We start from the raw sequence: 23,708 nt of genomic DNA, 5'->3' as shown, positions 1-23,708 counted from the left end.
AATTTTATACGTACATATATAAATCAAACGTTTATCTGACTCAAAAAAATCTCCCGCACGACTGAATTCACTTCAGTGTGCGGGAGATTCCATTTCGCTGCATCCGACCCTTTGTCGGATTTCACATTTATAGATGAATCGCTATGGCTTATTTGCTTTCAGCGTTTAGCAAGGACGCTTTCACAAACTCGCGGAACAACGGCTGCGGACGGTTCGGACGGGACGTGAACTCCGGATGGAATTGAACCGCCAGGAACCAAGGATGGTTCGGAAGCTCAACGATTTCCACCAAACGCCCGTCAGGGGACGTACCGGAGATGACCAGACCTGCCTTTTCAATCTCTTCGCGATACTCGTTGTTGAACTCGTACCGATGGCGGTGTCTCTCGTATACCAATTCGTCGTCGTAGCATGCCGCAGCCAGGGAACCTTCCTGCAGCTTGCACGGATACAGCCCGAGGCGCATCGTTCCACCCAAGTTTTCGATATCCTTCTGCTCAGGCAGCAGGTCGATCACTGGGAATTCGGTGGTAGGGTTGATCTCGGAGCTGTTCGCGCCGTTCATGCCCACGATCGAACGTGCATACTCGATCACGGAAACCTGCATGCCAAGACAGATACCGAAGAACGGAATTTGTTTCTCGCGTGCATATCGAATCGCCGTTACCTTGCCCTCGATTCCGCGATCGCCAAAGCCGCCGGGCACCAGAATGCCGCCTACGCCGCCCAGCAACTCGTCCACGTTCTCTTCGGTCACGTCCTCGGATTGAATCCAGCGAAGCTTCACGTCCGCATTGGCCGCAAAACCTGCATGGGACAAGGATTCCACAACGCTCAAATACGCATCGTGAAGCGCCACGTATTTACCCACGATCGCGATTTCAACCGTACGCTCCAGCTTGCTGATCCGCTCAACCAATCCTTCCCACTCGCTCATATCCGGTGCAGGAGTGGTCAATTTCAGATGGTTCACGACAATTTCGTCCAAACCTTCTTCGCGCAGGTTCAGCGGAACTTCATACAACGTGCTGGCGTCGCGGCATTCCACAACGGCGTTGGCATCAATATCGCAGAACAAGGCGATTTTGGCTTTCATGTCTGTGGACAGTTCATATTCTGTGCGGCAAACGATGACGTTCGGCTGAATGCCGATGCTGCGCAGTTCTTTTACGCTATGCTGTGTCGGCTTTGTTTTCACTTCTCCCGCAGCCTTGATATAAGGAATCAGCGTTACGTGGATATACATGACATTGTCGCGGCCCACGTCGCTCTTGATTTGACGGATTGCTTCCAGGAAAGGCAAGCTCTCGATATCGCCGACGGTTCCGCCGATTTCCGTGATAACAACATCCGAGCCCGCTTCGCGGCCTGCGCGGAATACGCGTTCTTTAATCTCGTTCGTGATATGCGGAATGACTTGCACCGTGCCGCCCAGATATTCCCCGCGCCGCTCTTTGCTGATGACGGAGGAGTATACTTTACCAGTCGTGACGTTGCTGTTTTTGGAAAGGTTAATATCGATGAAGCGCTCGTAATGACCCAAATCCAGGTCTGTTTCCGCGCCGTCATCGGTTACGAACACTTCACCATGCTGATACGGACTCATGGTACCCGGGTCGATGTTGATGTACGGATCAAATTTTTGAATGGTCACCTTCAACCCACGATTTTTCAGCAATCTGCCCAGCGAAGCTGCCGTAATCCCTTTGCCCAGGGAGGACACAACGCCGCCCGTCACGAAAATATACTTTGTCACTTTCTTAACCCTCCTAATATAAGTACGAAAATTCAGGCGATATATGGTGTTATCGTAACCCGTTTCCCAGGTAATCATCGTCAAAAGGAGTTGGCAACAAATGCCACGACCTGCAAGCCGCTCTCCTTCACGAAGCCAGTTGCATAAAGTTTTCAGGCGAAGTCAACGTACCGTTTTTCCGTAAAGCCTACCCTCGTCCAGAGCGGCAATGCATTCCAAGAATAACTTTGCGCACAAGGTTTTTTTATAACCTAAATGGACCAAGATTCGTTGGCCGGGAGCATGGAAAAAGAATACTTTTTAACGAATTCAGCCTTAAAAACACAAAAAAAAAGCACTCCCGCAGGACGGGGCACTTTTTATAAAAATCATAAATATACAATCGCTCATTCATAAGCCCATGCAATAGTTTACCCGTTACCCAAGTCTGTGTCAAGGCTGACTCTCCCGGGAAAAAAGGGCAAAATATTGACGCCGGATGATTAGCGATCCTTTTCGTCGTTGTAATCCTCTTCGTCGTCAAACTCTTCTTCTTCTTCATCCTCAATGTCTTCTTCTTCGAGGTCGTCGTCTTCAACCAAGACTTCTTCGTCGCTGTCGTCTTCGTCAAAGATATCGTCGTCTTCATCCTCATCCTGATCATCGTTGGAATCGTTGAAGTCATCATCCACGTTGTAGTTGTCTTCCTCTTCGCCGAAGTCCTCGTCTTCCAGGTCATCGTCGTCATCATTAATGATGCGTGGACGATTGGTCCCCGAAACGGCATCTTCGTTCCCGCCAACCGGATACCAACGCTTCAGCCCCCAGAGACTTGTACCTACACATGCAAATCGACCATCGATATTGATTTCGGTGTACAGCTGGGCAATATATTCGTTGATCTCTTCATCCGTCATGCCGCGTTGTTTCGCAACCTCGTTCATCAAATCAAGGTAGTAGTACGGCGTGTTGGCCGCTTTAAGTACCATGAACGCAAGATCGACCAAAGGAATTTCCTTAACTTTTTCTTTATCAATTTTCAAATTGAGTGAGGTACTCACTGACTGACACTTCCTCTCACACATAATTCGCAAACACGTTATATCCCTGCAAGATGGACCGTTACGCATAACATATCCATTAACAAACCTAAGTAAAACCTATTTAGCGTCAAAAAGCAAGTTTTTATCCAGCCATTTTTTATATTGTCAAACGCCAGGTCCCCCGCACCCTACACGCCTTTTTTCGGAAAATAAATCAAATGGGAAAAAGACGGAGTTTCCTCCGCCTTTCTGACTGTATGCCCTTAAAGGATTGTTCCTCGCCCTGGGTCCCCGCAAGAGCCCTCCAACCCTCTATCCATCATATGTTTCTGTCCCCGTTTTGACACGGAGGGAGTGGGTTTTCGCAAAAAAAGGGCAAGTTCCCCATGCGCCGGGATGAACGCATTCATAGAATACTTCAGCATGTTCATCCCGAAGGGGGCTCCCAATATGGACTATACCGGCTTATTGCATCATTTGGCGGAAGGAATGCAACGCCTTGAACCAGAGCAGAGTGAACGGTATCTGATTCGGTTCGCCAGACCCGGGCAATATGAAGCTTGTCTGATGCAATTATCCCGGATGCGAAACGAGATCGCCGGCCTGGGAACCGTTCGCTCTTCCCGGTTGGCCCGTTCCATTATCGCTCCACTGCCATGCCCTGAGGAATTGGTTCGTTTCGGAAATGATCTGACCGTGGAGAAGGATCAGAAAGTCACGATCCATACCGCAGCCCTTTACAACAAACCAAGCAGCGTTCAAGGCATCCCTTGGGGCGTCAAGCAGATTCGGGCACCCAAGGTTTGGTCTGTTTCCACCGGACATCGGGTCAAAATCGGCGTGATTGATACCGGGGCAGACTTCCACCATCCCGATTTGCGCTACTCACTCGCCCAAGGGATCAATCTCCTCAATCGAAGCCTGCTTCCGCACGACGACAACGGTCACGGGACCCACATTGCAGGAACCATCGCCGCAGCCAACAGCACGGCAGGCATGATCGGCGTTGCCCCGCGTTCCCTGATCTATCCCGTAAAGGCATTCGACCATAACGGTTCCGCATACGTATCCGATATCGTCCTTGGCATTGATTGGTGCGTGCGCAACCGGGTCGACATCATCAATATGAGCTTCGGCATGAAAACGCGCAGCAAAGCCCTGCTCGACGTGGTCAATCGCGCTTACCAGGCTGGAATCGTTATCGTTGCATCGTCAGGAAATGACGGGAAACGACGCAGCATCGATTATCCGGCACGTTATCCGCAGACAATATCCGTTGGGGCCACCGACAAAAATCGGCGCATTGCGCCATTCAGCAATCGCGGCACCTACGTGGATGTTTATGCTCCAGGCGACAAAATCGTCTCCTCCTGGGTCCACGGAAAACATCATGAGATGAGCGGCACATCCATGGCCACCTCTCATGTCAGCGGAGCCATTGCCCTGCTGCTCGCCAAGTACCCCGGCTTGTCGCCGGGCGAAATCAAAACGTTGGTCAAACGCGCAACCGTGCCGTTGCGAGCCCGCAAACCATCGACCGCCAAGCCCAAAGTTCGAGGCGGAGAGATCGATGCTCTCAAGCTGATGCAGGAGAAACGTGAGTAGGGCGGAACGGTCTGCCCGCGCAGGCAGGAAAAAGAAGCCTCCATACATGAGACCAGGCGTAACCCGCAGCATGCATGGAGGCTTCTCAGCGCAGGCGCGCCAGAGCGCCTGTCATGTAATTACATTTTGTCCGGTGCGGACACGCCGACCAGACGGAGCGTTGTCGCGATCACGGTACGAACGGCACCAATCAGCGCCAGACGCGCCTGGGTTTGAGCAGCGTCTTCGGTGATGACGCGTTCAGCGCGATAATAACTGTGGAACAGGGATGCCAGCTCATACACGTATCGAATCATGCGATGAGGGGCATAACCGGCTGCCGCAGCAGCGATTTCCTCTGGAAGTTCCCCGATTTTGCGCAGCAAATCATACTCATGCTCCGTGTTCAACTTCGAAAGGTCGATCTCGGAGATCGGCAGCAATTGAATGCCCTGCTCTTCCGCTTGGCGGAATACGCTACATACGCGAGCATGCGCATACTGCACGTAAAACACCGGATTCTCATTCGAGGTAGAAATGGCGAGGTCCATGTCGAAATCCAGATGGGAGTCCATGCTGCGCATCGTGAAGAAATAACGGATGGCATCCACGCCGACTTCGTCCATCAAGTCCTCCATCGTTACCGCTTTGCCCGTACGTTTTGACATCTTCACTTTCTCGCCGTTCTGGAACAAGCTGACCATTTGTGCGATCAACACGACCAATTTGGCAGGATCGTTTCCGAGTGCCTGCATGGCCGCTTTCATCCGCGGAATGTAACCATGATGGTCCGCTCCCCAAATGTTGATCATGATATCGTAACCACGAGCATACTTGTCGCGGTGATAGGCAATGTCCGGCGTGAGGTAGGTATACGTTCCGTCGTTTTTAATCAATACACGCTCTTTGTCGTCGCCGTATTGCATCGTTTTCAGCCAAGTCGCCCCGTCTTGCTCGTAAATTTCGTTGCGATCGCGCAGCTCGTCAAGAACGCGCAGCACCTCACCGTTGTCGTAAAGCGATGTTTCGCTGAACCAATTGTCGAATGGCACGCGGAAGCGTCCCAAGTCACGCTTGATTTTGTCCAATTCCTTTTCCAGGCCATAGTCGCGGAAATACGCCGCACGGTCCCCAGGGCTCATGGACAACAGCTCTTCGCCCTTCTCCGCCACGAGTTCCTTCGCGAAACCGATAATGTCCTCTCCATGGTATCCGTCTTCCGGCATTTCGGCATCCTGGCCGAGCTCCTGCAAATAACGGGCTTCGATGGAACGAGCCAGGTTGAATACCTGGTTGCCGGCATCGTTAATATAGTACTCGCGGGTAACCTGATATCCCGCAAAATCGAGAACGTTGCACAGCGCATCGCCGACAGCCGCACCGCGAGCATGTCCCAAATGCAGGCTTCCTGTCGGATTGGCGCTGACAAACTCCACTTGGACCTTGCGGCCTTCACCCGCATTGATGCGGCCATAATTTTCGCCTTGCTCTTGCACGAGCGCCAGCACAGGGTACAGATAACTCTTGTCGAGCTTGAAGTTGATGAAACCTGGTCCGGCAATGTCGGCCTTTTCGATGCCGGCTTCCGCCAGATTCAGATGGTTTATGATCTCTTCCGCAATTTGGCGAGGATTGCGCTTCGCAATTTTGGTCAGCTGCATCGCAGCATTCGTAGCCAGATCGCCGTGTGCTTTGTCGCGTGGCACTTCAAGCGTGATGACAGGCAGCTCTTCCTGCGAAACAATGCCTGCAGCCACGATGGCATTGCCAACAGCCGTGCTTACCCGTTCGTTAATCGTATCGAGTGGATTACGTGTCATGAAATTGGTTCCTCCTGTATATGCAAACTAATCGCAAAATGTCCGGATGCTTCATCAAATCGGTAAAATTCGTAGCTCCACGCCGCTTTTGCATTTAACCCGTCCATGGAAAGCTCCATTTTCCGGGTGTGCGTGGACAGCGCAAACGACATGTAAGGCGAACGATAAAACCCGGGCAGCTTGCGCCCAAGCTCAAACGTCTGCTCCGACTCCACCTCGCCGTGGCGCATGATCTTGATGGATTGTGCACTGAGCTTCAGGGTCGTGCGGGTGATGCCGCCCTGCGGGCCCGCTTCAGGCTCTACGTAACGCACGTATAATGCCTTTCCTTTTAGCGTCGCTTCCCCCTGAAGATCCTGCACTACATTTTCACCATCATAACGGCTGTGCAGCCGGATCCGAACCGGTCGCATGTTCGACATGAATGTTACAACCTCCAATATATTCGAAGACGGCACAAAGCGGGGCGGCTGGTGAGAACAACCCATCCCCCGTCACGACCGCTATACGCATTCAGTATACGGAAAACGCTCGGCCTCCCGCGCATTTCTTTGCGTATGTCTCATTCGATTCCCATACATTCAAAATCTCTACTGTATAACTATATCCAGTTCAACCGTTCAATTCAAATCCAAATTCAGAGTTTTTGCCCAGCCGCGACAAAAAAGAGCTGCACTTATTGTGTACAGCTCCATCAAAATTCGTTCATTATTCGCAAGCGTTCAATTCCATCTCGGCTCATAAGGGTACGGACAGACCGAATCGGCCAGTTTGGCGCGCACATGAACAATGCAGCCGCAGTAACGGCAGGTGGTCCCGTACTGCAAACCCGGACAACTTGAACAGATGGATAGCCGATTAGCGTATCGCTCATCCGTCACAACCGCGCGAGCCCGAGAAGCCAGCTCCACGAGTTTGGCCAGTTTGGCCTCGCTGATCTGCACGCCGTGCTCCTCGCTGCATCCTTTACAGCGTCCCTGCCGATTCGTGCGTTCATCCGTTTGGGACATTGGCGCCGTCATGCCTTCAACGCAATCACGCCGACGGATGCGGGAGGGAGCGTGAAGCGCAATTCGTTGTTTTCTAGCGATAGATCGCTCCAATCCGCCAATTGAACCCGGTTCGGTTCTTCAAATGTATTGTATGCCCCGAAGTCGTCATGGTGGAGGATTCGCCCCGATACCGATGCCGCATCGGAAGTTTGGAAGGAGTCCAGACGGCAAACCACTTCCAATTCATCCGTGTGGCTCAGATTGCACGCCGTTACATGAACGACTCCCTCCGTATTGCGGGACGCGGACAAGCTAAGCTGAGGAATGGTCTCATCCCCGAAAGTGTATGCCGGACTCTCATAGTTCAATTCCAATCGCTGCGCGTCCATATGCACCTGATACATGTCAAAGACGTGATACGTCGGAGTAAGCAGCATACGTTCGCCCTCGGTCAGCACAAGAGCTTGCAGCACATTGACGATCTGCGCCAAATTGGCCATTTGCACCCGTTTATTGTAATTGTTGAACAAGTTCAGGTTAATTCCCGCCACAAGCGCATCCCGCATCGTGTTTTGCTGGTACAGGAAACCCGGGTTGGTTCCCGGCTCCACGTTGTACCACGTCCCCCACTCATCGATGATCAGCGCAACCTTGTTCTCCGGATCGTATTTGTCCATAATCTCCGAATGCTTCACGATCAATTCTTCCATATGAAGTGTGCGTTTCAAAGTGCGGAACCAGGCTGCTTCGTCAAATCCGGTCGCTTCCCCTTTATCCTGCCAGTTCCCTGTCGGGAGCGTGTAATAGTGCAGACTTAATCCGTCCATGAAACGTGCTGCTTCGCGCATCAGCACTTCCGTCCATTCATAGTTGTCCTCATTGGGACCGCAGGCGATTTTGAAAATGCGGTTGTCGGAATAATTGCGCACATATGTGGAGTAACGGCGATATTCATCGGCGTAATACTCGGGTCTCATGTTTCCGCCGCAGCCCCAGTTTTCGTTCCCCACCCCGAAATAGGTCAGCTTCCAGGGCTTTTCACGCCCGTTGGATTTGCGCCAGTTCGCCATCGGGGATTCGCCGTCAAACGTGATGTATTCGACCCATTGCTGCATTTCTTGAACGGTTCCGCTCCCCAGATTCCCGCTAATGTAAGGCTCTGTGCCGAGCAATTCGCACAAACGGAGGAATTCATGCGTGCCAAAATGGTTGTTTTCTTCCACCCCGCCCCAGTTGTTGTTGATCATGCGCGCGCGTTCGCTTTTGGGGCCGACGCCATCTTTCCAGTGATATTCATCGGCGAAGCATCCGCCCGGCCACCGCAGTACCGGAATATTCAGCTTCTGCAGCGCTGTCAACACGTCATTGCGAATGCCGTCCGTATTCGGAATGGGCGAGTCCTCCCCCACCCATAATCCCTCATAGATGCACCGTCCCAAGTGCTCCGAAAAGTGACCATAAATATTGCGATTTATTAATCCTTTATCGGAATTTGAATTTAAAATAACATCAACCATAATTCCTACCTCCCCAAATTATATTGTTATCGCTTACAATACTATTTTTTGGCATAGGTTTCAACCGTTATTATCACCGTACAAAAAAAGACTTTCCAGCTTATCACAGCAAGGAAGATCCTCTCGGAAACACCAACGGGGCTGCAAATCACACTGTACCTTCAAATTGTGGTTCGATATATGAAATAACAAAATTATTAATTCATATCCATTTCGTGTTTAGCCAAAAGTCAGAGCGTATATCGTAGTGGTTCGATCCCAGGACAACCGCTGCTTCCACATCGTTCCACCGTCCGTGTCTGATCCATGGCAAAGGTATCAGCGCTCGTTACAACAAACCATACGGCCATAAAAAAAACGTCCCCTTCCACGCAGGCCATAACCTGACGAAGAGAAAGGACGTCGTTATTCTCGGTTACTTCACGAATCCAAGCAGCATTTCGCGAATCAGTTTTGCTGCAACGATTTGCGTCTGTTGCGTCGGATCGTAGATCGGAGCCACCTCGACCAGGTCGCAGCCCACAACGTTCACGCCGGAACCTGCAATCAAGTGTACCGCTTCAAGCAGCTCTTTGGACGTAATGCCTCCCGCTTCGGCGGTACCTGTGCCTGGCGCAGCCGACGGGTCAAGCACGTCGATGTCGATCGTCACGTATACCGGACGGTTGCCCATGCTTGGCAGAGCTTCCTTCAGCGGGGCGGCTACTTCGAACGGATAAAAGTTGATGTTTTCGCGGCCATATTGGAACTCTTCGCGGGAACCGGAACGAATACCGAATTGATAAATGTTTTTGCCGCCCATCAGCTCGGCAGCTTTGCGTACCGGCGTAGAGTGGGACAGCGGTTCGCCTTCGTATTGCTCGCGCAGGTCAGCATGCGCATCGATATGAATCAGGATCAGGTCCGGATACTTTTTGTGCATTTGCTGAATAACTGGCCAAGTGACGAGATGTTCCCCGCCAAGACCGATCGGAAATTTGTCATCCGCCAGCAGGCCGCCGATGTATTCGCTAATGACGTCAAGGCTGCGTCCGGCATTGCCGAAAGGCAGAAGCAGATCGCCTGCATCAAAGTACGTCATATCCACAATGCTTTTATCCAGGTATGGGCTGTACTCTTCCAGACCAACCGATGCCTGGCGGATATGGGACGGGCCGAAACGAGAGCCGGGACGGAAGCTGACGGTATAGTCCATCGGCATGCCGTAAATCACCGCTTTGGAGTTTTCGTAATCTTCGGAGCTGCAAATAAATACGTTGCCGGAATAGGCTTGATCCAATTTCATGAATAATGTCCTCCTTATTTCGTCAGGTCCTCCACGAATTTGGGGAGCACAAAGGCTGCCTTATGCAATCGCGAGGAATAATACCTGGTATCCAATTCGGGAATTCGAGTCTCGTCGACGCTGAGCGGGTCATGCGTCTTGCTGCCCATCGTGAACGTCCAAAGGCCGCTCGGGTATGTCGGAATATTGCACCCGTATACGCGCACGATCGGGAAAATCTCTTTAACATCCTTGTTGACCTTTTGGATCAGATCCGCCTTGAACCAGGGGTTATCTGTCTGGGCCACAAAGATGCCGTCTTCCTTCAACGCTTCGTATATGCCTTGGTAGAAACCGCGTTCAAACAAAGGCGCCGCAGGACCTACGGGTTCCGTCGAATCAACGATGATGACATCGTATTCGTCTTTATGTTCAATAATGTGCATATAGCCGTCATTCACGAGCACTTCAACGTTAGGCTCGTTCAGTTTGCCGGCTATTTCGGGCAAATATGTTTTGGAATACTCGATGACTTTGCCGTCGATTTCAACCAAAACGGCTTTTTCTACGGCATCATGCTTGATGACCTCACGAATCACGCCGCCGTCGCCGCCTCCCACGACCAGAACCCTTTTCGGTTTCGGATGTGTATTCAGGGCAGGATGAGCCGCCATTTCATGGTACACGAACTCATCTTTTACCGTGGTCATCACCATTCCGTCCAACACCAGCATGTTGCCGAACTCTTCTGTCTCAATCATCGCCAAATCCTGAAATTCCGTTTGCTCATGAACATAGGTCTGTTTGATCTTCGCAGTGATCCCGAATGTGGGAGTCTGCTTCTCCGTAAACCACAATTCCATGATCCTACCTTCTTTCCGTATAGTTGATGCTCAGGGCGTCCCGAAAGCTTCGCCATCAGGAACATCCGAACTCGTCCAACAATTCGGCCTTGGCAACGGAACTCGCTGAGGCCAGCGGGAAGTCCGCACTCATTTCATTTACGACAGGAGACAAACCGGATCAGATGATAAGCCGTATCGTACCATTCAACCAAACTACACAGCGTTATACCGATCAATGGATCGTGCCTTCTGTATGTTGTGCTGAACAGTACCTTTTCATTACCCTTTTGCATTATACGCGATAGATGTTTCATCTGCAAAACGGTTTTTTTCCGTGAAAATGCTACAATTTACAAGGACTCCGGCTAAACTGAATATACCTTACAACAGAATCCCATACTGGAAATAAAAGAAAGGAGCCCGTCCCATGAAACAACCTGCCCAGAAGGCCCGCAAACGCGGGTTCCGCCTATGGAAGTGGATCAAAGGCCTGTCCCTGCTCCTCATGCTCAGCCTCATCGCTGCAGCTGCGGGACTTGTCTATTTATATGCAACCAGTCTGCCTTTAGCCGATTCTGACCGGAATTCAAGGCTGCTGGACAGCCAGGGCGAGGTCATCGCCACGTTTTCTGCCGGAGGCAAAGATTCGGTTCCCGTGCAGCTTGATGCCATTTCTCCTGACCTGATCAACGCGACGTTGGCTGTTGAAGACCGCAAGTTTTATGACCACCACGGTTTCGACATTCGCGGACTGGGACGGGCCGTATTGGTCAATCTGCAGCATATGCAAATGTCCCAGGGGGCCAGCACGCTCACCCAGCAGCTTGCACGCAACCTGTATCTGTCCCATGAAAAGACGTGGACCCGAAAAGCCAAGGAAGCCATCTATACCGCTCAATTGGAGATGAAGTACAGCAAGAATGAAATTCTGCAGATGTATCTAAACGAGATTTATTACGGTCATGGAGCGTATGGAATCGAATCAGCCGCAAGAATGTATTTCGGCAAATCGGCCAATCAGCTCGACTTGGCGGAAAGCGCCATGCTCGCCGGCATCCCGAAGGGTCCGACCTATTACTCTCCATATAATCATATGAAAAACGCCAAAGACCGCCAGCGCATCGTACTGAATTCCATGGCGGAAACCGGAAAAATCACGCAATCCGAGGCGGATAAGGCCTATGAGGAAATACTCTCCTTCAAGCCGGAAAGCGAGCGCAAAACGGTGGAGCAGGCACCTTATTTCCGTGACTATATCCGCAGCCTGGCGATCAACGAGCTGGGCATCAGTGAAGCCATGCTGGACCATGGAGGACTGAATATCTATACCACCCTTGACCTGCGCATGCAAAAAGCAGCCGAGGACGCTGTAGCTAAAGGCATGGATCCCAAAAGCGAGCTGGAAACGGCCCTGATTTCCATTGACCCGCGAACCGGGTATATCAAAGCGATGGTCGGCGGCAAAAATTATCGCACCAGCCAGATCAATCATGTGCTGGCAACGACCCGCCAGCCAGGCTCGGCTTTCAAACCGATCATGTATTTGGCGGCACTGGAGTCCAAACAGCTCACGAGTGCCTCCATCTTTAATAGTGAACCTACCTTGTTTCATTATGATAACGACCGCAAAACCTATAAGCCCGGCAATTTTGGAGACAAGTATTTGGGCGAAATTGATTTGAGGCAAGCCATAGCAGCTTCGGACAATATCTATGCGGTCAATACGATCATGAAGATCGGACCGGAAAAGGTCGTGGACATGGCTCATACGTTGGGGATTACAAGCAACCTCAGCCCGGTGCCTTCCCTTGCGCTCGGGACTTCGCCAGTCAGCCCGCTCGAGATGGCCTCGGCGTTTTCCGTTATCGCCGCAGGCGGGCAGCGTACCCCGCCCGTCGCAATTCTCCAGATAACGGATGCAGCCGGAAGAGTGCTGTATGAAGCGCCGCAAACCAAGGCAGAAACGGTCGTTGAGCCCTCTGCAGCGTATGTTCTGACACGTTTAATGGAGAGTGTGTTCGAGAGTGGCGGAACCGGCAACCGGGTATCGGCAACGATGAAGCGCCCCGTGGCAGGCAAAACCGGCACAACCAACACCGATGCCTGGCTTGTCGGCTTCACGCCCGAGCTGTCCACTGCCGTATGGGTGGGTTATGATCAAGGAAAATCCATAACCACCTCGGACGGAAGACGGGCTGCCCCCATCTTTGCCCAATTTACCGAACAGGCGCTGGCGAGCGTGCCGCCCAAAATATTCCCGGTACCGGATAACGTCGTGAGCGTGTACATCAATCCGGAAACCGGACAATTGGCAGGCAACGGTTGCGCAGAGAAGCGGCTCGAAGTGTTTATGGCGGGAACGGAACCAACCGATGTATGCCGGGGTGCCGATTCGGATCCTAAAGATGCTGCAGACCACAGTAAGCCTGATCAACAGAGCGAACAAGCGCTGCAGGAGGAAAAGCATTCCTGGTGGAAGGACTTTAAACGCTGGTGGGTGGAATAGCGCTATTGACCCCACCCTTTCCGAATTATCCAAATGACGAATAATACCGCTGCAGCCAATGCGGCATAACGCAAAAGCCCTGCAAGCCGAATGAATCAGGCTGCAGGGCTCTTTTGACGTTCGTTCAATCAGGTTAAACCCTGATGATGCAAGCGGCAGTTACGCCAATGCTTCGTTGTTATGCCAACGCTTCTTTCAACTCATCCGGGGAAGCGTTCCACCAATCTTCATTGTGGGAAATCAGCAAATTCTTGAGCGCCGCACGTTCCGCGGGTCCAAGCTCATCCAGCATAATGCGGCGTTTCAGTGCGTAGTCCATACGATTGACGTGATCTGCAAGCAATTTCCAGCCTCGTTTTGCCTCTGTATCGATCCACATCTCGCACGCGGTAGCTCCACCATACAGCTGCCCGTTCTCGTTGCGATCCACGGCTACCCATACCAGCCAAACCTGGCGTCCGTTCGGTACGTCTTCCCGATTTGTTGAAAATTTGATGCCTCGCTCCACCTTGCTTTTGGCATGCATTGCACCAATATCGATTTTGGCCTCCCCTTGGTCGATGATGACTGGGGAAAGGTTGTTCAGGTCGATGGATCCTGCTCCAAAACCTTTATGTTTGCTTTTTGAACTTACGATATTCAAGGCAATCTGTTTCTTGCCGTTTTGCTCGTTCTGATCCATGTTCTAGCCTCCAAGGGTTGATACCAATATTTTAACTAATAATCGTCCGGTTGCAAACATATACATGCTTTAGATGCTTGTCAACGGGAGGTATTGAATGATGATTTCACGACGCGCCAAGATCCGGCTCACTGCATGTCTTGTCCTTTTTCTTCTAGCCGGAGCGGCATGGTTCATTCTGGGTAAACCCCAAGCCACAATATCCGAATTGCCCGCGTTCGCTCCGGAATCGGGCAAGCCTGTGGCACCCGCACAGCTCCCGAACTCCCCTGAGAGCGTGCAGACACCCACTGCAGAAGTGCTCAGTGATCGCGTGGTGGAATATCACATCGACGTGAAGCTGGCGGATGATAACGTCCTTCAAGGAACGCAGACCCTCACTTGGACCCATCCGGGCAAAAAGACGGTCAACGAGCTTTACTTTCATCTGTACCCCAACGCCTTTTCCTCCCAAAACACAACATTCATGCAAGAATCGGGCGGAAAACTGCGAGGTGACGTCATGCCGGCGAACGGTTACGGTTCCATGACGATCACTGAGATGAAAACGGAGGACGGGCTCTCCCTAATGCATCGCATGCAGTATGTCCAACCGGACGACGGTAATATCAAGGATCGTACATTAATCAAGGTTCGTTTGCCTAAACCGGTCAAAGGCGGAGAAACCATCACGCTGCATACCCGATTTGAGGTCAAGCTCCCCCAAATCTTTACCCGAATGGGCACCGCGGGCAATTTCGTCATGGCAGGCCAGTGGTTTCCCAAACTGAGCGTCTACGAGCCTGCAGGCCGTAGAGACCGTGCCGTTGAAGGGTGGAACCTGCACCAGTACCACGGCAACTCGGAATTTTATTCGGATTTTGGCATCTATAGCGTACGCATTCGGGTACCGGAGAAATACAAGGTGGCAGCCACAGGTTTCCCAACCAGACCCTCTGTCGTAAAAAACGGAGAAAAAATCTATCAATTCTATGCCGACGACGTGCATGATTTTGCCTGGGCCGCCTCACCGGACTTCGTCTATGCCGAAGAGCCCTTCTCCGCACCCAACGTGCCTGGCGTGCGCATCAAGCTATATTTGGATCCTGCCCATGAGGACTTGAAAGAACGTTATTTCTATGCAGCCAAAGCCGCATTGACTAATTACAGCAAATGGTTCGGGCGTTACCCTTACTCCACATTATCCATCGTGGTTCCTCCGAAAGCCGGTAACGGTGCCGGCGGCATGGAGTATCCAACGCTCGTTACAGCGTTTGGCGCGGACGATACGTCCCCGGGTTATGATCTGGAACGCACCGTTGTGCACGAGATTGGGCATCAGTATTTTTACGGTATGGTCGCAAGCAACGAATTCGAGGAGGCTTGGTTGGATGAGGGCTTCACCTCCTATGCCGAGGATAAGGTGATGGAACTGGAATACGGCCTTATTCCCAACCTGCCTGTACAAGCTGGTCTCATTACCTCCCCTGCACCGCTTACGCAAGAGTCGTGGAAGTTCGATTCGCAGAATGACTACGCCTCCAACGTGTATACGCGCGGCAAACTCGTGCTTCTCGGCATCGAACAGCAGGTCGGCGCCAAAACGATGGAACGCATTCTTTCGACCTACGTCAAAAAGTACCGGTTCAAACATCCTTCCTCCACGGATTTTCAGAGGGTGGTGGAACAGGTCACGCGAGCCTCGTGGTCCGAATATTTCAACCAGTACGTATACGGCAGCGGCATGGCCGACTTCGCGGTTGAAAAAATCTCGGTGAAACCCGTGCAAAAGGAAGGTAACACCTGGTATGAATCGTCTATCACGGTCCAGAAAAAAGGCAGTGATTACAAGGGCGTGCCCGTTCGGATCGTGTTTGAAGACGGCCACGTCGTGAACAAGCAATGGGATGGACGGGAAGAGCGGATTACTTACCGTCTCACTTATTCTTCTCCCGTCTCCTGGGCCATGACCGACCCGCTGTACAGCATGGTGCTGGAGAACCGGCATATGAACAATTTTTTAAAAGCCGGCCTGGATGAGCCCGTCCAATTCCGCTGGAGCCTGGGCGCAACCAAACTAATAGAAGCCATTTTCGGAGGTCTGACATGGTGAGGTGGAAACAGTGAAAGCTAAAATACGCGAAGGCTGGTTTCTCGTCCGCCAGCACATGTTCATTGCCGCGCTTTTATTCTTGTATCAATTGGTCTGGGGTTACTTCCTGTTCCGGATGGTACAGTCGGCAGTCGTGCCGCTCCTGCGGCGCTATCCCGAGCCTGAAGCGGGCGAACTCAGCACATTATTGTTCAAAATGGAAAGCCAGCTCAGCCTGTCTGCCCATCCGGAAGTACATCGATACCTTTGGATTCTGGGGGCCATGCTGCTCTTGCGGATGCTAATCAGCCCCCTGATCCATGCCGGCCTGATGTACTCGCTGCAGCATTTCGAGCAAACGGATGAACGTATCCCGTTTGTGAAAGGCATTCGCCAGCTTTGGAAGCCGATCCTGCTCCTGCAAACGATCCGAACCTTGCTCATCTTGTTGCCCGGCTACTGGCTTCTGCCAAAGCTGTATGCCATTCTGATGGACGGGTTCCATTCACTCGCCCTGCTGATGCCCGGGATTCCTTATATCGCCGGCTGGATCGTCTATGGCTGGATCGTGCATCATGCCTTGTTGTACATGCAGTTCGGGGTCTCGGCTCCAGAAAGCCATGAACCGATAAAAAGCGCGTTCCACGCGCTGTGGATCGCGCTCCGGAGCATTATGACCGTGACGGGAATTGCCCTTATTCTCGGTGTTTTCCACCTGCTCCTCTTCGGCGCATTCACCTCGTTCTCCTGGTGGTTGACCGGTCTTGCCGGACTGATCCTGCAGCAAACCTATCCGCTTGCACGCTGCATCCTCAGCCTGTGGAAAATATGCGCTCATTTTCGTCTTTGGCAATCCAAGCTCGCCAAACATTAAGTCAGGGGTTGGCGAGCAAATTTGTTACCATCTCCATGTTAACTTTTATTTATAAAAACGCTTTAAAATCAGCAATCCCCGACCTTTCCCCGTCTAAGGTCGGGGATTTTTTTGCTAAATTTGCTGTTAAACGTTGCCAAACAGGTACACCTCTGTTACAATATTCCCAGTGATCTTTTAGTAACAACTTTGTAATCTTTAACTTCATAATTGTAACTACTTAAAATTGTCATATTGATTTCACAGGTGCACATCATGATAAGCCAAATTCCTGGCACCTGGGAAGCGGGGGAACCAGTTATGGGTGAATTGATCTTGCTACAGAGGGATCATAGGGGACCTTCAACCGAATCCTTAAGCTAACCTCGCAGGCGTTGGAAGGGGAAAAATCTTTTGTTTAAGAAGAAAATCACCGCAGCTGTACTCAGCCTAACATTCGCACTATCGCTTGGGGCAGGAAGCGCATTCGCAGATTCTAAAATGGATGAAGTCATTGATTCGGCAATGGGAACTACATATAAAAGCGGTGGAACAACCCTTAGCGGTTTCGATTGCTCAGGGTTCACGCGTTATGTATTCGACAAGCTGGGCATTGATTTGGCACGTCAATCAAGCGCTCAATACGAAATGGGCGATTCGGTATCCCGCATGGAAATGAGACCAGGCGATCTGGTATTCTTTAACACGACAGGTAAAGGCGTTTCCCACGTTGGCATCTTTGTCGGCGAAGGCAAATTCGCACATTCTTCTTCATCAAAAGGTGTAACTATCAGTTCCCTGAGCGAAAACTATTGGGCTGACCGTTATATCGGCGCCAAACGCATTATGAGCACGGACGCATATGAGACGCTTGCACTCGACTAAGGACAAGCTAGGCAACGTCATACTGTAACGAAGCTTGAACAAAAACCGTTGGCATCATTCTCCGCAGGAATGATCCCAGCGGTTTTTTGCATGCGTCCGTGCCCTTATGATGATTTTACCCATCCTGTTATAATATAAACGGCGAATGGCGTATTATGAATATATATAACGGAATAGACAGGACTTTTGTTTCACTTTTTTCAAAGCTTGTCCTGTTTCGCATCAGGAAAGGAGGCACGGTGGTGTACGAAGGTTCAACCACATTCAACGTTATTCCGATGCAGGAAGAACACGGCGAACAGATCTGCAGTTGGGCATATGATCCCCCGTACAACATCTATGGGTTCCTTCCTTGGGAACAGATGAAGGCGCTTGAGATCGAATTTGGGGATGATCGGCTAAGACGAGAACAATATGTCGCCGTCCTCACGGAGCATGGCGAATTAGCGGGATTCGCGCAATACTTTCCGCTGGAAGGCGTAACGCGCATTGGTCTCGGGATGAGGCCGGAGCGCTGCGGACAGGGCCAGGGCATGGAGTTCGTGGCAGCCATCGTCCAGGAGGCCCGGCGCCGCAATCCTGAAAATGAAATCGATCTGGAGGTGCTGACCTGGAATCATCGGGCCATTCGGGTGTATCAAAGGGCAGGATTTGCGATTCACGACACCTATGAACGAATGACGCCGGAAGGAATGAAGCTTTTTCACTGCATGGTTTATGAAGGCTTTTAATTCTACCGGACGGCCGCCTCTCTATTAGTCGGTTGAATTGATGATATGTGAACCAGCATCGCAAATCCTGCAAAGGTGTAATTGGTTATGATAATTTCCACAAAATGCTATGCTGTCCCACCCGGTTCCGGTATAATGAGATGGACAGTTGGAGTAAGATGATCTTTCATTCTGGAGGGGGACTTAAGGGATGCACAAATGGATCATGAGCGGAATATTTTTTGCAGCATGCGCGTTGGCAATCGTGTTAATGTTTACGCTTCCAGGGAAAGAGGAGGTGGCTGAGGAGGCCAAACCCACCATGCCGGAAGTCACGATGGACGCTGCCCAAGCGGAGGCGACCGTCAAAGCCAACTGTATCTCCTGTCATGGAGATCAGCTTCAAGGCGCCGTTGGCCCCAATCTGCAAAAGATCGGAAGCCAGGACGACGTGGACAAAATCTACTCCGTCATTCTCAAGGGCAAAGGCGGCATGCCTTCCTTCAAAGGCAAGCTGAAAGAAGAGGAAATCGCCAACATTGCGATGTGGTTGTCGGAGAAGAAATAATACGCAAGCATGGCCCTTCGCATGGGGTGCACATGCAGAAAGGCTCACGGCCCTCTATTGAAGGATCGTGAGCCTTTTTCCATTGCAAACCATAGGCAGCACGGCTGCTGCAGCGCCAAGCCTTGTAGAAGGCTATTTGGACGTTCGCTCCGCGAGGAATGCCTCTACCTCGCGTGCCGTCGGCATCCCGGACTGGGCGCCGAGCTTGGTCACCGACAACGCTGCCGCGCCCATGGCGAAGCCTACGGCCGCGTCCAGCGTTTCGCCGCGCGCCAGGGCTACCGCCAGCGCGCCGTTGAAGCAATCGCCGGCGCCGGTCGTGTCGACGGCGCTCACGGCATAGCCGGGCGCACGGCATGCGCCGGCTTGCCCTGCCTGTACGCGGCCGCCTGGCGCAGCCGCGTAGGCAGCCCCCTCGGGGCCGAGCGTCGTGACGACGGCGGCCCCGAGGGATGCGGCGAGCTCTGCGACTGCCGCATCGACGTCTTCCGGCCGGAGGTGGTCCCGGCCGGTAAGCACGGCGAGCTCGCTGCGGTTCGGCGTAATCACGTCGACGCACCGCAGGAGCTCCTCAGGCAGACCCGGCACTGCGGGAGCCGGGTTGAGCACCACCAGAGCGCTGCCTTCGGCCGCGAGCTGAGCCGCGCGGGTCACCGCAGGCAGCGGAATCTCCAGCTGAAGCAGCACGGCTGCCGCTTCCTTCAGGCTTTTTGCCGCATCAGCCTCATCCATCATTTCCGGCACAACGCTCCCGTTCGCCCCAGGAACGACGATAATTCGGTTATCTCCACCTGACAGCCAGATCGAGGCTGTACCGGTCCCGATTTCATCCAGTATGCGTACCTGAGCAACGTCTACCCCGCTTTCGGTCAAGCTGTCCATCAATCTCTGGCCGAAACTGTCGTCGCCGATGGCGCCGATGATCGTTGTCTCGGCGCCAAGACGCGCGGCTGCCACAGCCTGGTTCGCTCCTTTGCCCCCGGCCAGGTAATGGAGCTCCTCTCCGGTCACGGTCTCGCCTTCTTCCGGAATGATATCCGATTTCACGACCAGATCCATGTTCAAACTGCCCACGACAGCAATAAGAGGCCTCATCTGATTCTGTTCTGACATGTATGCTTCACTCATTTCCAGCCGTTATGCAATAACCGTTTCAGTTATTCCGAGCTCATTTTCTCGAAAGCTTCATTATACTGTTCCGCTTCCTTGATATCGACCGAAGTAATGCCGCCTTCGTCCCATGACGTCAATCGCAGTGTCACGGTCGTATAGTCGATCGTAATGAAAGGATGGTGATTGAACGCCTCCGAGATCGCGGCTACTTCATCCACAAACGCAATCCCCTTCATGTAACTGGAAAAAACGAACTTGCGTACAATCCAGCGTCCCTCTTCCAGCTCCCAGCCTTCCAGCCTTTCCAAATACGCTTCGATCTCCTCTTGCGAAAAAACCATGTGTCATCTTCCTCCCCTTTGGACGGAAATTATAGGCATCCTTCCGTACTCCCGCTCGCATTTCCATGACTATTATCTTACCACGGCGAAGCCTTTAATCCAACCAGGACGCGGTTTCGCAGCGATGCCGGCTCGGATTCGAAAGCATCACCTTTTGTGTTCACCACAACAAAGATAAATATCCCATGGTCAGATCAACGGAACAAAGGTCAGTTCCTCTTCTCCGATCAACACGTTAATTCGGTGCAGGTCCTTGTCGTGCATGACGACGCCGCTCCCCACCGGTATGACGGGCTGTGTGCCGAGCGCATAGAACAGATCCTCCGCCAAAGCTTCATCGACCTCCAGTTGCTCTGGAGCACCCAAACGGGTCCAGTCCTCTTCGTCCATTTCGAAAAAAACATACCGGTCCGGTATCCGGCCGATCGCCCCTGTCAAATCTGTCAATATTCCTTCATAATCCCGTCCATGCTTTACGCCCATTGGCTTTTCACTCCTGTTCGGCCCCTGCGGAGCGGATTTAATCCTATTATACCTGAAAATAAACCTTAAAAAAAAAGGCCCCTTGGTCGATAAATACTATACATGACCGTTTTAACTATTGGGTAGTTCCCGAGACCTCCCGGTTAGGCGGAATGCGGCGTTACGTTCGTCCGGAAGCCCGAATGAAGCCGCTCGAAAGGATTCAATTTTATCTCATGGATGAGGTGTATAATGGAAATTTCAACGATTATCGGACTCGTTTTGGGACTTGTTTCCCTTGTAGTCGGCATGATACTAAAGGGTGCTCCCATCATCAACCTGGTAAACAACCCGGCAGCTTACATGATCATTTTTGTAGGTACGGCAGCAAGTATTTTTATGGCATTTCCCATGTCGGATGTCAAAAAGATTCCCAAGTTATTCGGAATTTTGTTCAAAAAGCAACAGCTGATCGACCGCGTTTCCCTGATTGGCACGTTTATGGACTGGGCTTCCACCACCCGTCGGGAAGGTCTGCTGGCGCTTGAATCGAAAGTCGAAGAGATCGACGACCAGTTTCTGCGCGGCGGCATGCGCATGATTATTGACGGCAACGATCAGGAATTCGTCAGCGATGTCCTGATGGAGGATATTCACGCAACGGAAGAGCGTCACCGCGCCGGTGCATTGATTTTCTCCCAGGCGGGTATGTACGCTCCTACGCTCGGGGTACTCGGGGCGGTCGTCGGTTTGATCGCGGCGCTTGCCGATCTCAGTGACATGGAAAAATTGTCCCATGCGATCGCGGCTGCATTTATTGCCACATTGCTCGGTATTTTTACCGGTTACGTGTTATGGCACCCGATGTCCAATAAGCTGAAGCGGTTATCCAAGCAGGAGATCGAAATCAAGCTTATGATGGTTGAAGGATTGTTATCCATTCAATCCGGTGTGTCCACCATCGCCATTAATCAAAAATTGTCTGTATTCCTGACGCCTTCCGAACGTAAACAGCTGGAGGAGAAGGAGGGAGCTTCAGGTGAAAAAGGCTAAGAAACACGAGGCGCACGAAGAGCATATCGACGAGAGCTGGCTGCTTCCGTATTCTGACTTGATGACCTTGCTCCTGGCCCTGTTTATTACACTGTTCTCCATGAGCTCGCTCGATGCAGCCAAATTCGAGCAGATGGCCAGTGCGCTAAGCAGCGCATTGAATGGAGGATCAGGGGTTTTGGACCACACGTCCATGAACCCGACAGACTCCAGCACGGATCTGGGCAAAATGAAACAGGAACCTCAGGAAGTGACTAAAAATAAAACCAATCAGATCACCGATGCGCAGATGGCCCAGAAAGAGCAGGAAGATCTGGAGAAGCTCAAAAAACGGTTGGATCAGTATATTAAACAAAACGGTCTTTCGGACCAGTTAAACACCAAGCTGAACCAATCCGAGCTCAAAATCACGATCAGCGACAACGCGCTGTTCGCCTCGGGACAAGCCACTGTCAAACCGGAATCGCGCGCATTGGCCAAAGCCATTGCCAGCATGCTGGTTGAATTCCCTGAGTACGAGGTGGTTGTATCCGGCCATACTGATAATGTTCCCATTTCCAACAGCCAATATAAGGATAACTGGGACTTAAGTGCGGATCGTGCCCTGAATTTCCTCAAAATATTGTTGTTGAATGCGTCTCTCGACCCCAGCAAATTCACGCCTAGCGGGTATGGAGAATATCATCCGGTTGCCAGTAACGATACTTCGGCTGGAAGAGCCCAAAACCGGCGTGTAGAGGTCTCGATTATTCGTAAATACCAGAGCGGAAACACCGCCACGCAGTCTGTGAATCAGAATAACAACTAAGGTCGCTGACCCATTGATTTTTGGACCGTCCTCCCTAGCGGAGGACGGTTTTTTTATTGCCCCGCATCCATGGGAGCGCATACATTCGCCGTTTATAAAAAACCCTGTCATCTTTAGACAACAGGGCTCGTACGGATTTCCGGCTACGTCACTCCAGGTGATAGTCGAGCATGCGGCCCAGTTCCTCTTTCTCATCGGCACTCAGCTCTCTCCATACCCCTGTAGCTTGTTCGCCCAAATGAATGTTCATGATGCGGACGCGTTTAAGGCGTTTAACCTCATAACCAAAGGCACTGCACATCCGGCGTATTTGGCGATTCTTCCCTTCGGTTAAAATAATGCGGAATACTCGCTCCGATATTCGGGTTACTTTGCAGGGCAACGTCATTTCTCCCAAAATGCGCACGCCCGTGCTCATACCTTTCAAAAAACTCGTCGTCACTGGACGATCGACCGTCACGATATACTCCTTTTCATGGCGGCCCTCCGATCTCAGGATCCGGTTAACGATATCCCCATCGTTGGTCATTAGAATCAGACCCTCCGAATCCTTGTCCAAGCGGCCGATCGGAAAAATGCGCTCTTTATGACCCACGAAATCAACAATGTTGCCGCGTATATGCCGCTCGGTCGTACTCGTAATGCCTACCGGTTTGTTCAGGGCAATGTACACATGCTTCCGTTTCTCCCGAATGGGCTGGCCATTAATCCGGACATCATCGCCCTCTTCTGCCTGACTTCCGAGCTCCGCCTTCACTCCATTGATGGTCACTTTTCCGCTTTCCACCAACTTATCGGCTTCACGTCTGGAGCAATAGCCGGTTTCACTAATAAACTTGTTAATACGCAAAAGCTC

Annotated in this window: 22 protein-coding genes and 1 riboswitch; of the genes, 9 read left to right on the top strand and 13 right to left on the bottom strand. The window is 51.7% G+C overall.

Annotation, left to right across the window (positions count from 1 at the left end; all coding sequences use genetic code 11):
- Positions 1 to 148 precede the first annotated feature (148 nt).
- Entirely contained in the window at positions 149 to 1,756 is a 1,608-nt protein-coding gene (locus tag MKY59_RS00590; protein ID WP_236421503.1) for a CTP synthase, read from the bottom strand.
- A 482-nt stretch (positions 1,757 to 2,238) separates the two neighbouring features.
- On the bottom strand, positions 2,239 to 2,796 hold the full coding sequence (gene rpoE / locus MKY59_RS00585) for a DNA-directed RNA polymerase subunit delta (protein WP_236421502.1): 558 nt from the start codon (positions 2,794 to 2,796) through the stop codon (positions 2,239 to 2,241).
- 432 nt (positions 2,797 to 3,228) lie between these two features.
- Between rpoE and MKY59_RS00580 the strand changes: the two genes are divergently transcribed.
- Positions 3,229 to 4,383, top strand: a complete 1,155-nt coding sequence (locus MKY59_RS00580; protein WP_339275509.1) for a S8 family peptidase — start codon at positions 3,229 to 3,231, stop codon at positions 4,381 to 4,383.
- Positions 4,384 to 4,502: 119 nt separating this feature from the next.
- On the opposite strand, the gene argS is transcribed toward MKY59_RS00580, so the two are convergent.
- From argS to speE, 6 genes are all read right to left on the bottom strand, one after another.
- Positions 4,503 to 6,182 (bottom strand): arginine--tRNA ligase, encoded by a 1,680-nt coding sequence (argS, locus tag MKY59_RS00575; RefSeq protein WP_236421500.1) that lies wholly within the window; start codon positions 6,180 to 6,182, stop codon positions 4,503 to 4,505.
- Entirely contained in the window at positions 6,179 to 6,604 is a 426-nt protein-coding gene (locus MKY59_RS00570; protein ID WP_236421499.1) for a DUF1934 domain-containing protein, read from the bottom strand. The genes argS and MKY59_RS00570 overlap by 4 nt, the downstream gene beginning before the upstream one ends.
- A gap of 300 nt (positions 6,605 to 6,904) precedes the next feature.
- A complete protein-coding gene (locus MKY59_RS00565) occupies positions 6,905 to 7,192 on the bottom strand; it encodes a DUF6171 family protein (protein WP_236421498.1) in 288 nt (95 codons plus the stop codon).
- Positions 7,193 to 7,200: 8 nt separating this feature from the next.
- Positions 7,201 to 8,691: an alpha-N-arabinofuranosidase gene (locus MKY59_RS00560; RefSeq protein ID WP_339275508.1), complete on the bottom strand. Its 1,491-nt coding sequence runs from the start codon at positions 8,689 to 8,691 to the stop codon at positions 7,201 to 7,203.
- 415 nt (positions 8,692 to 9,106) lie between these two features.
- Positions 9,107 to 9,976: an agmatinase gene (gene speB, locus MKY59_RS00555; RefSeq protein WP_236421496.1), complete on the bottom strand. Its 870-nt coding sequence runs from the start codon at positions 9,974 to 9,976 to the stop codon at positions 9,107 to 9,109.
- A 14-nt stretch (positions 9,977 to 9,990) separates the two neighbouring features.
- Positions 9,991 to 10,818, bottom strand: coding sequence for a polyamine aminopropyltransferase (gene speE, locus MKY59_RS00550; RefSeq protein ID WP_339275507.1), 828 nt, complete (start codon positions 10,816 to 10,818; stop codon positions 9,991 to 9,993).
- Positions 10,819 to 11,227: 409 nt separating this feature from the next.
- Between speE and MKY59_RS00545 the strand changes: the two genes are divergently transcribed.
- Positions 11,228 to 13,306: a PBP1A family penicillin-binding protein gene (locus tag MKY59_RS00545; RefSeq protein ID WP_339275506.1), complete on the top strand. Its 2,079-nt coding sequence runs from the start codon at positions 11,228 to 11,230 to the stop codon at positions 13,304 to 13,306.
- A 178-nt stretch (positions 13,307 to 13,484) separates the two neighbouring features.
- Here the strand turns inward: MKY59_RS00545 and MKY59_RS00540 are convergent, their stop codons facing one another.
- Positions 13,485 to 13,988 (bottom strand): YwhD family protein, encoded by a 504-nt coding sequence (locus MKY59_RS00540; RefSeq protein ID WP_236421493.1) that lies wholly within the window; start codon positions 13,986 to 13,988, stop codon positions 13,485 to 13,487.
- A 100-nt stretch (positions 13,989 to 14,088) separates the two neighbouring features.
- Between MKY59_RS00540 and MKY59_RS00535 the strand changes: the two genes are divergently transcribed.
- The 5 genes from MKY59_RS00535 (at position 14,089) to MKY59_RS00515 (ending at position 19,075) form a co-directional block, all read left to right on the top strand.
- The gene (locus tag MKY59_RS00535; RefSeq protein WP_339278295.1) at positions 14,089 to 16,080 is read left to right on the top strand and encodes a M1 family metallopeptidase; all 1,992 of its coding nucleotides are present in this window, start codon (positions 14,089 to 14,091) and stop codon (positions 16,078 to 16,080) included.
- 10 nt (positions 16,081 to 16,090) lie between these two features.
- The gene (locus MKY59_RS00530) at positions 16,091 to 16,933 is read left to right on the top strand and encodes a hypothetical protein (RefSeq protein WP_339275504.1); all 843 of its coding nucleotides are present in this window, start codon (positions 16,091 to 16,093) and stop codon (positions 16,931 to 16,933) included.
- Between the two features lie 251 nt (positions 16,934 to 17,184).
- A riboswitch (cyclic di-AMP (ydaO/yuaA leader) is annotated at positions 17,185 to 17,322 on the top strand.
- A 19-nt stretch (positions 17,323 to 17,341) separates the two neighbouring features.
- A complete protein-coding gene (locus MKY59_RS00525; protein WP_236421516.1) occupies positions 17,342 to 17,797 on the top strand; it encodes a C40 family peptidase in 456 nt (151 codons plus the stop codon).
- Between the two features lie 278 nt (positions 17,798 to 18,075).
- On the top strand, positions 18,076 to 18,528 hold the full coding sequence (locus MKY59_RS00520; protein ID WP_236421515.1) for a GNAT family N-acetyltransferase: 453 nt from the start codon (positions 18,076 to 18,078) through the stop codon (positions 18,526 to 18,528).
- A 190-nt stretch (positions 18,529 to 18,718) separates the two neighbouring features.
- Positions 18,719 to 19,075 carry a cytochrome c gene (locus tag MKY59_RS00515; protein ID WP_236421491.1) on the top strand — a complete coding sequence of 119 codons (357 nt, stop codon included), beginning with the start codon at positions 18,719 to 18,721 and terminating at the stop codon, positions 19,073 to 19,075.
- A gap of 132 nt (positions 19,076 to 19,207) precedes the next feature.
- On the opposite strand, the gene rbsK is transcribed toward MKY59_RS00515, so the two are convergent.
- The 3 genes from rbsK to MKY59_RS00500 form a co-directional block, all read right to left on the bottom strand.
- Positions 19,208 to 20,188: a ribokinase gene (rbsK, locus tag MKY59_RS00510; protein WP_339275503.1), complete on the bottom strand. Its 981-nt coding sequence runs from the start codon at positions 20,186 to 20,188 to the stop codon at positions 19,208 to 19,210.
- Positions 20,189 to 20,232: 44 nt separating this feature from the next.
- Positions 20,233 to 20,529 (bottom strand): 4a-hydroxytetrahydrobiopterin dehydratase, encoded by a 297-nt coding sequence (locus tag MKY59_RS00505; RefSeq protein WP_236421489.1) that lies wholly within the window; start codon positions 20,527 to 20,529, stop codon positions 20,233 to 20,235.
- Positions 20,530 to 20,718: 189 nt separating this feature from the next.
- The gene (locus tag MKY59_RS00500) at positions 20,719 to 21,012 is read right to left on the bottom strand and encodes a hypothetical protein (protein WP_339275501.1); all 294 of its coding nucleotides are present in this window, start codon (positions 21,010 to 21,012) and stop codon (positions 20,719 to 20,721) included.
- Between the two features lie 231 nt (positions 21,013 to 21,243).
- Between MKY59_RS00500 and motA the strand changes: the two genes are divergently transcribed.
- Both motA and motB read left to right on the top strand, forming a co-directional pair.
- A complete protein-coding gene (motA, locus tag MKY59_RS00495) occupies positions 21,244 to 22,044 on the top strand; it encodes a flagellar motor stator protein MotA (protein WP_236421487.1) in 801 nt (266 codons plus the stop codon).
- On the top strand, positions 22,031 to 22,852 hold the full coding sequence (gene motB, locus MKY59_RS00490) for a flagellar motor protein MotB (protein ID WP_339275500.1): 822 nt from the start codon (positions 22,031 to 22,033) through the stop codon (positions 22,850 to 22,852). The genes motA and motB overlap by 14 nt, the downstream gene beginning before the upstream one ends.
- Before the next feature lie 148 nt (positions 22,853 to 23,000).
- Here motB and rluF read toward each other — a convergent pair whose 3' ends face one another.
- On the bottom strand, positions 23,001 to 23,702 hold the full coding sequence (gene rluF, locus MKY59_RS00485) for a 23S rRNA pseudouridine(2604) synthase RluF (RefSeq protein WP_339275499.1): 702 nt from the start codon (positions 23,700 to 23,702) through the stop codon (positions 23,001 to 23,003).
- Positions 23,703 to 23,708 lie beyond the last annotated feature (6 nt).

The sequence above is a fragment of the Paenibacillus sp. FSL W8-0426 genome (assembly GCF_037969725.1).
Lineage (GTDB): Bacteria > Bacillota > Bacilli > Paenibacillales > Paenibacillaceae > Paenibacillus > Paenibacillus hubeiensis.
Note: the sequence above shows the minus strand (reverse complement) of the source record. Positions and strands in the feature narration are given on the sequence as shown.

Coding starts and splice junctions, on each gene's coding strand:
- MKY59_RS00580 (WP_339275509.1), top strand. CDS start 3,229: ATGGACTATACCGGCTTATTGCATCATTTGGCGGAAGGAATGCAACGC.
- argS (WP_236421500.1), bottom strand. CDS start 6,182: ATGACACGTAATCCACTCGATACGATTAACGAACGGGTAAGCACGGCT.
- MKY59_RS00570 (WP_236421499.1), bottom strand. CDS start 6,604: ATGTCGAACATGCGACCGGTTCGGATCCGGCTGCACAGCCGTTATGAT.
- MKY59_RS00565 (WP_236421498.1), bottom strand. CDS start 7,192: ATGTCCCAAACGGATGAACGCACGAATCGGCAGGGACGCTGTAAAGGA.
- MKY59_RS00560 (WP_339275508.1), bottom strand. CDS start 8,691: ATGGTTGATGTTATTTTAAATTCAAATTCCGATAAAGGATTAATAAAT.
- speB (WP_236421496.1), bottom strand. CDS start 9,976: ATGAAATTGGATCAAGCCTATTCCGGCAACGTATTTATTTGCAGCTCC.
- speE (WP_339275507.1), bottom strand. CDS start 10,818: ATGGAATTGTGGTTTACGGAGAAGCAGACTCCCACATTCGGGATCACT.
- MKY59_RS00545 (WP_339275506.1), top strand. CDS start 11,228: ATGAAACAACCTGCCCAGAAGGCCCGCAAACGCGGGTTCCGCCTATGG.
- MKY59_RS00540 (WP_236421493.1), bottom strand. CDS start 13,988: ATGGATCAGAACGAGCAAAACGGCAAGAAACAGATTGCCTTGAATATC.
- MKY59_RS00535 (WP_339278295.1), top strand. CDS start 14,089: ATGATTTCACGACGCGCCAAGATCCGGCTCACTGCATGTCTTGTCCTT.
- MKY59_RS00520 (WP_236421515.1), top strand. CDS start 18,076: ATGCAGGAAGAACACGGCGAACAGATCTGCAGTTGGGCATATGATCCC.
- MKY59_RS00515 (WP_236421491.1), top strand. CDS start 18,719: ATGCACAAATGGATCATGAGCGGAATATTTTTTGCAGCATGCGCGTTG.
- rbsK (WP_339275503.1), bottom strand. CDS start 20,188: ATGTCAGAACAGAATCAGATGAGGCCTCTTATTGCTGTCGTGGGCAGT.
- MKY59_RS00505 (WP_236421489.1), bottom strand. CDS start 20,529: ATGGTTTTTTCGCAAGAGGAGATCGAAGCGTATTTGGAAAGGCTGGAA.
- MKY59_RS00500 (WP_339275501.1), bottom strand. CDS start 21,012: ATGGGCGTAAAGCATGGACGGGATTATGAAGGAATATTGACAGATTTG.
- motA (WP_236421487.1), top strand. CDS start 21,244: ATGGAAATTTCAACGATTATCGGACTCGTTTTGGGACTTGTTTCCCTT.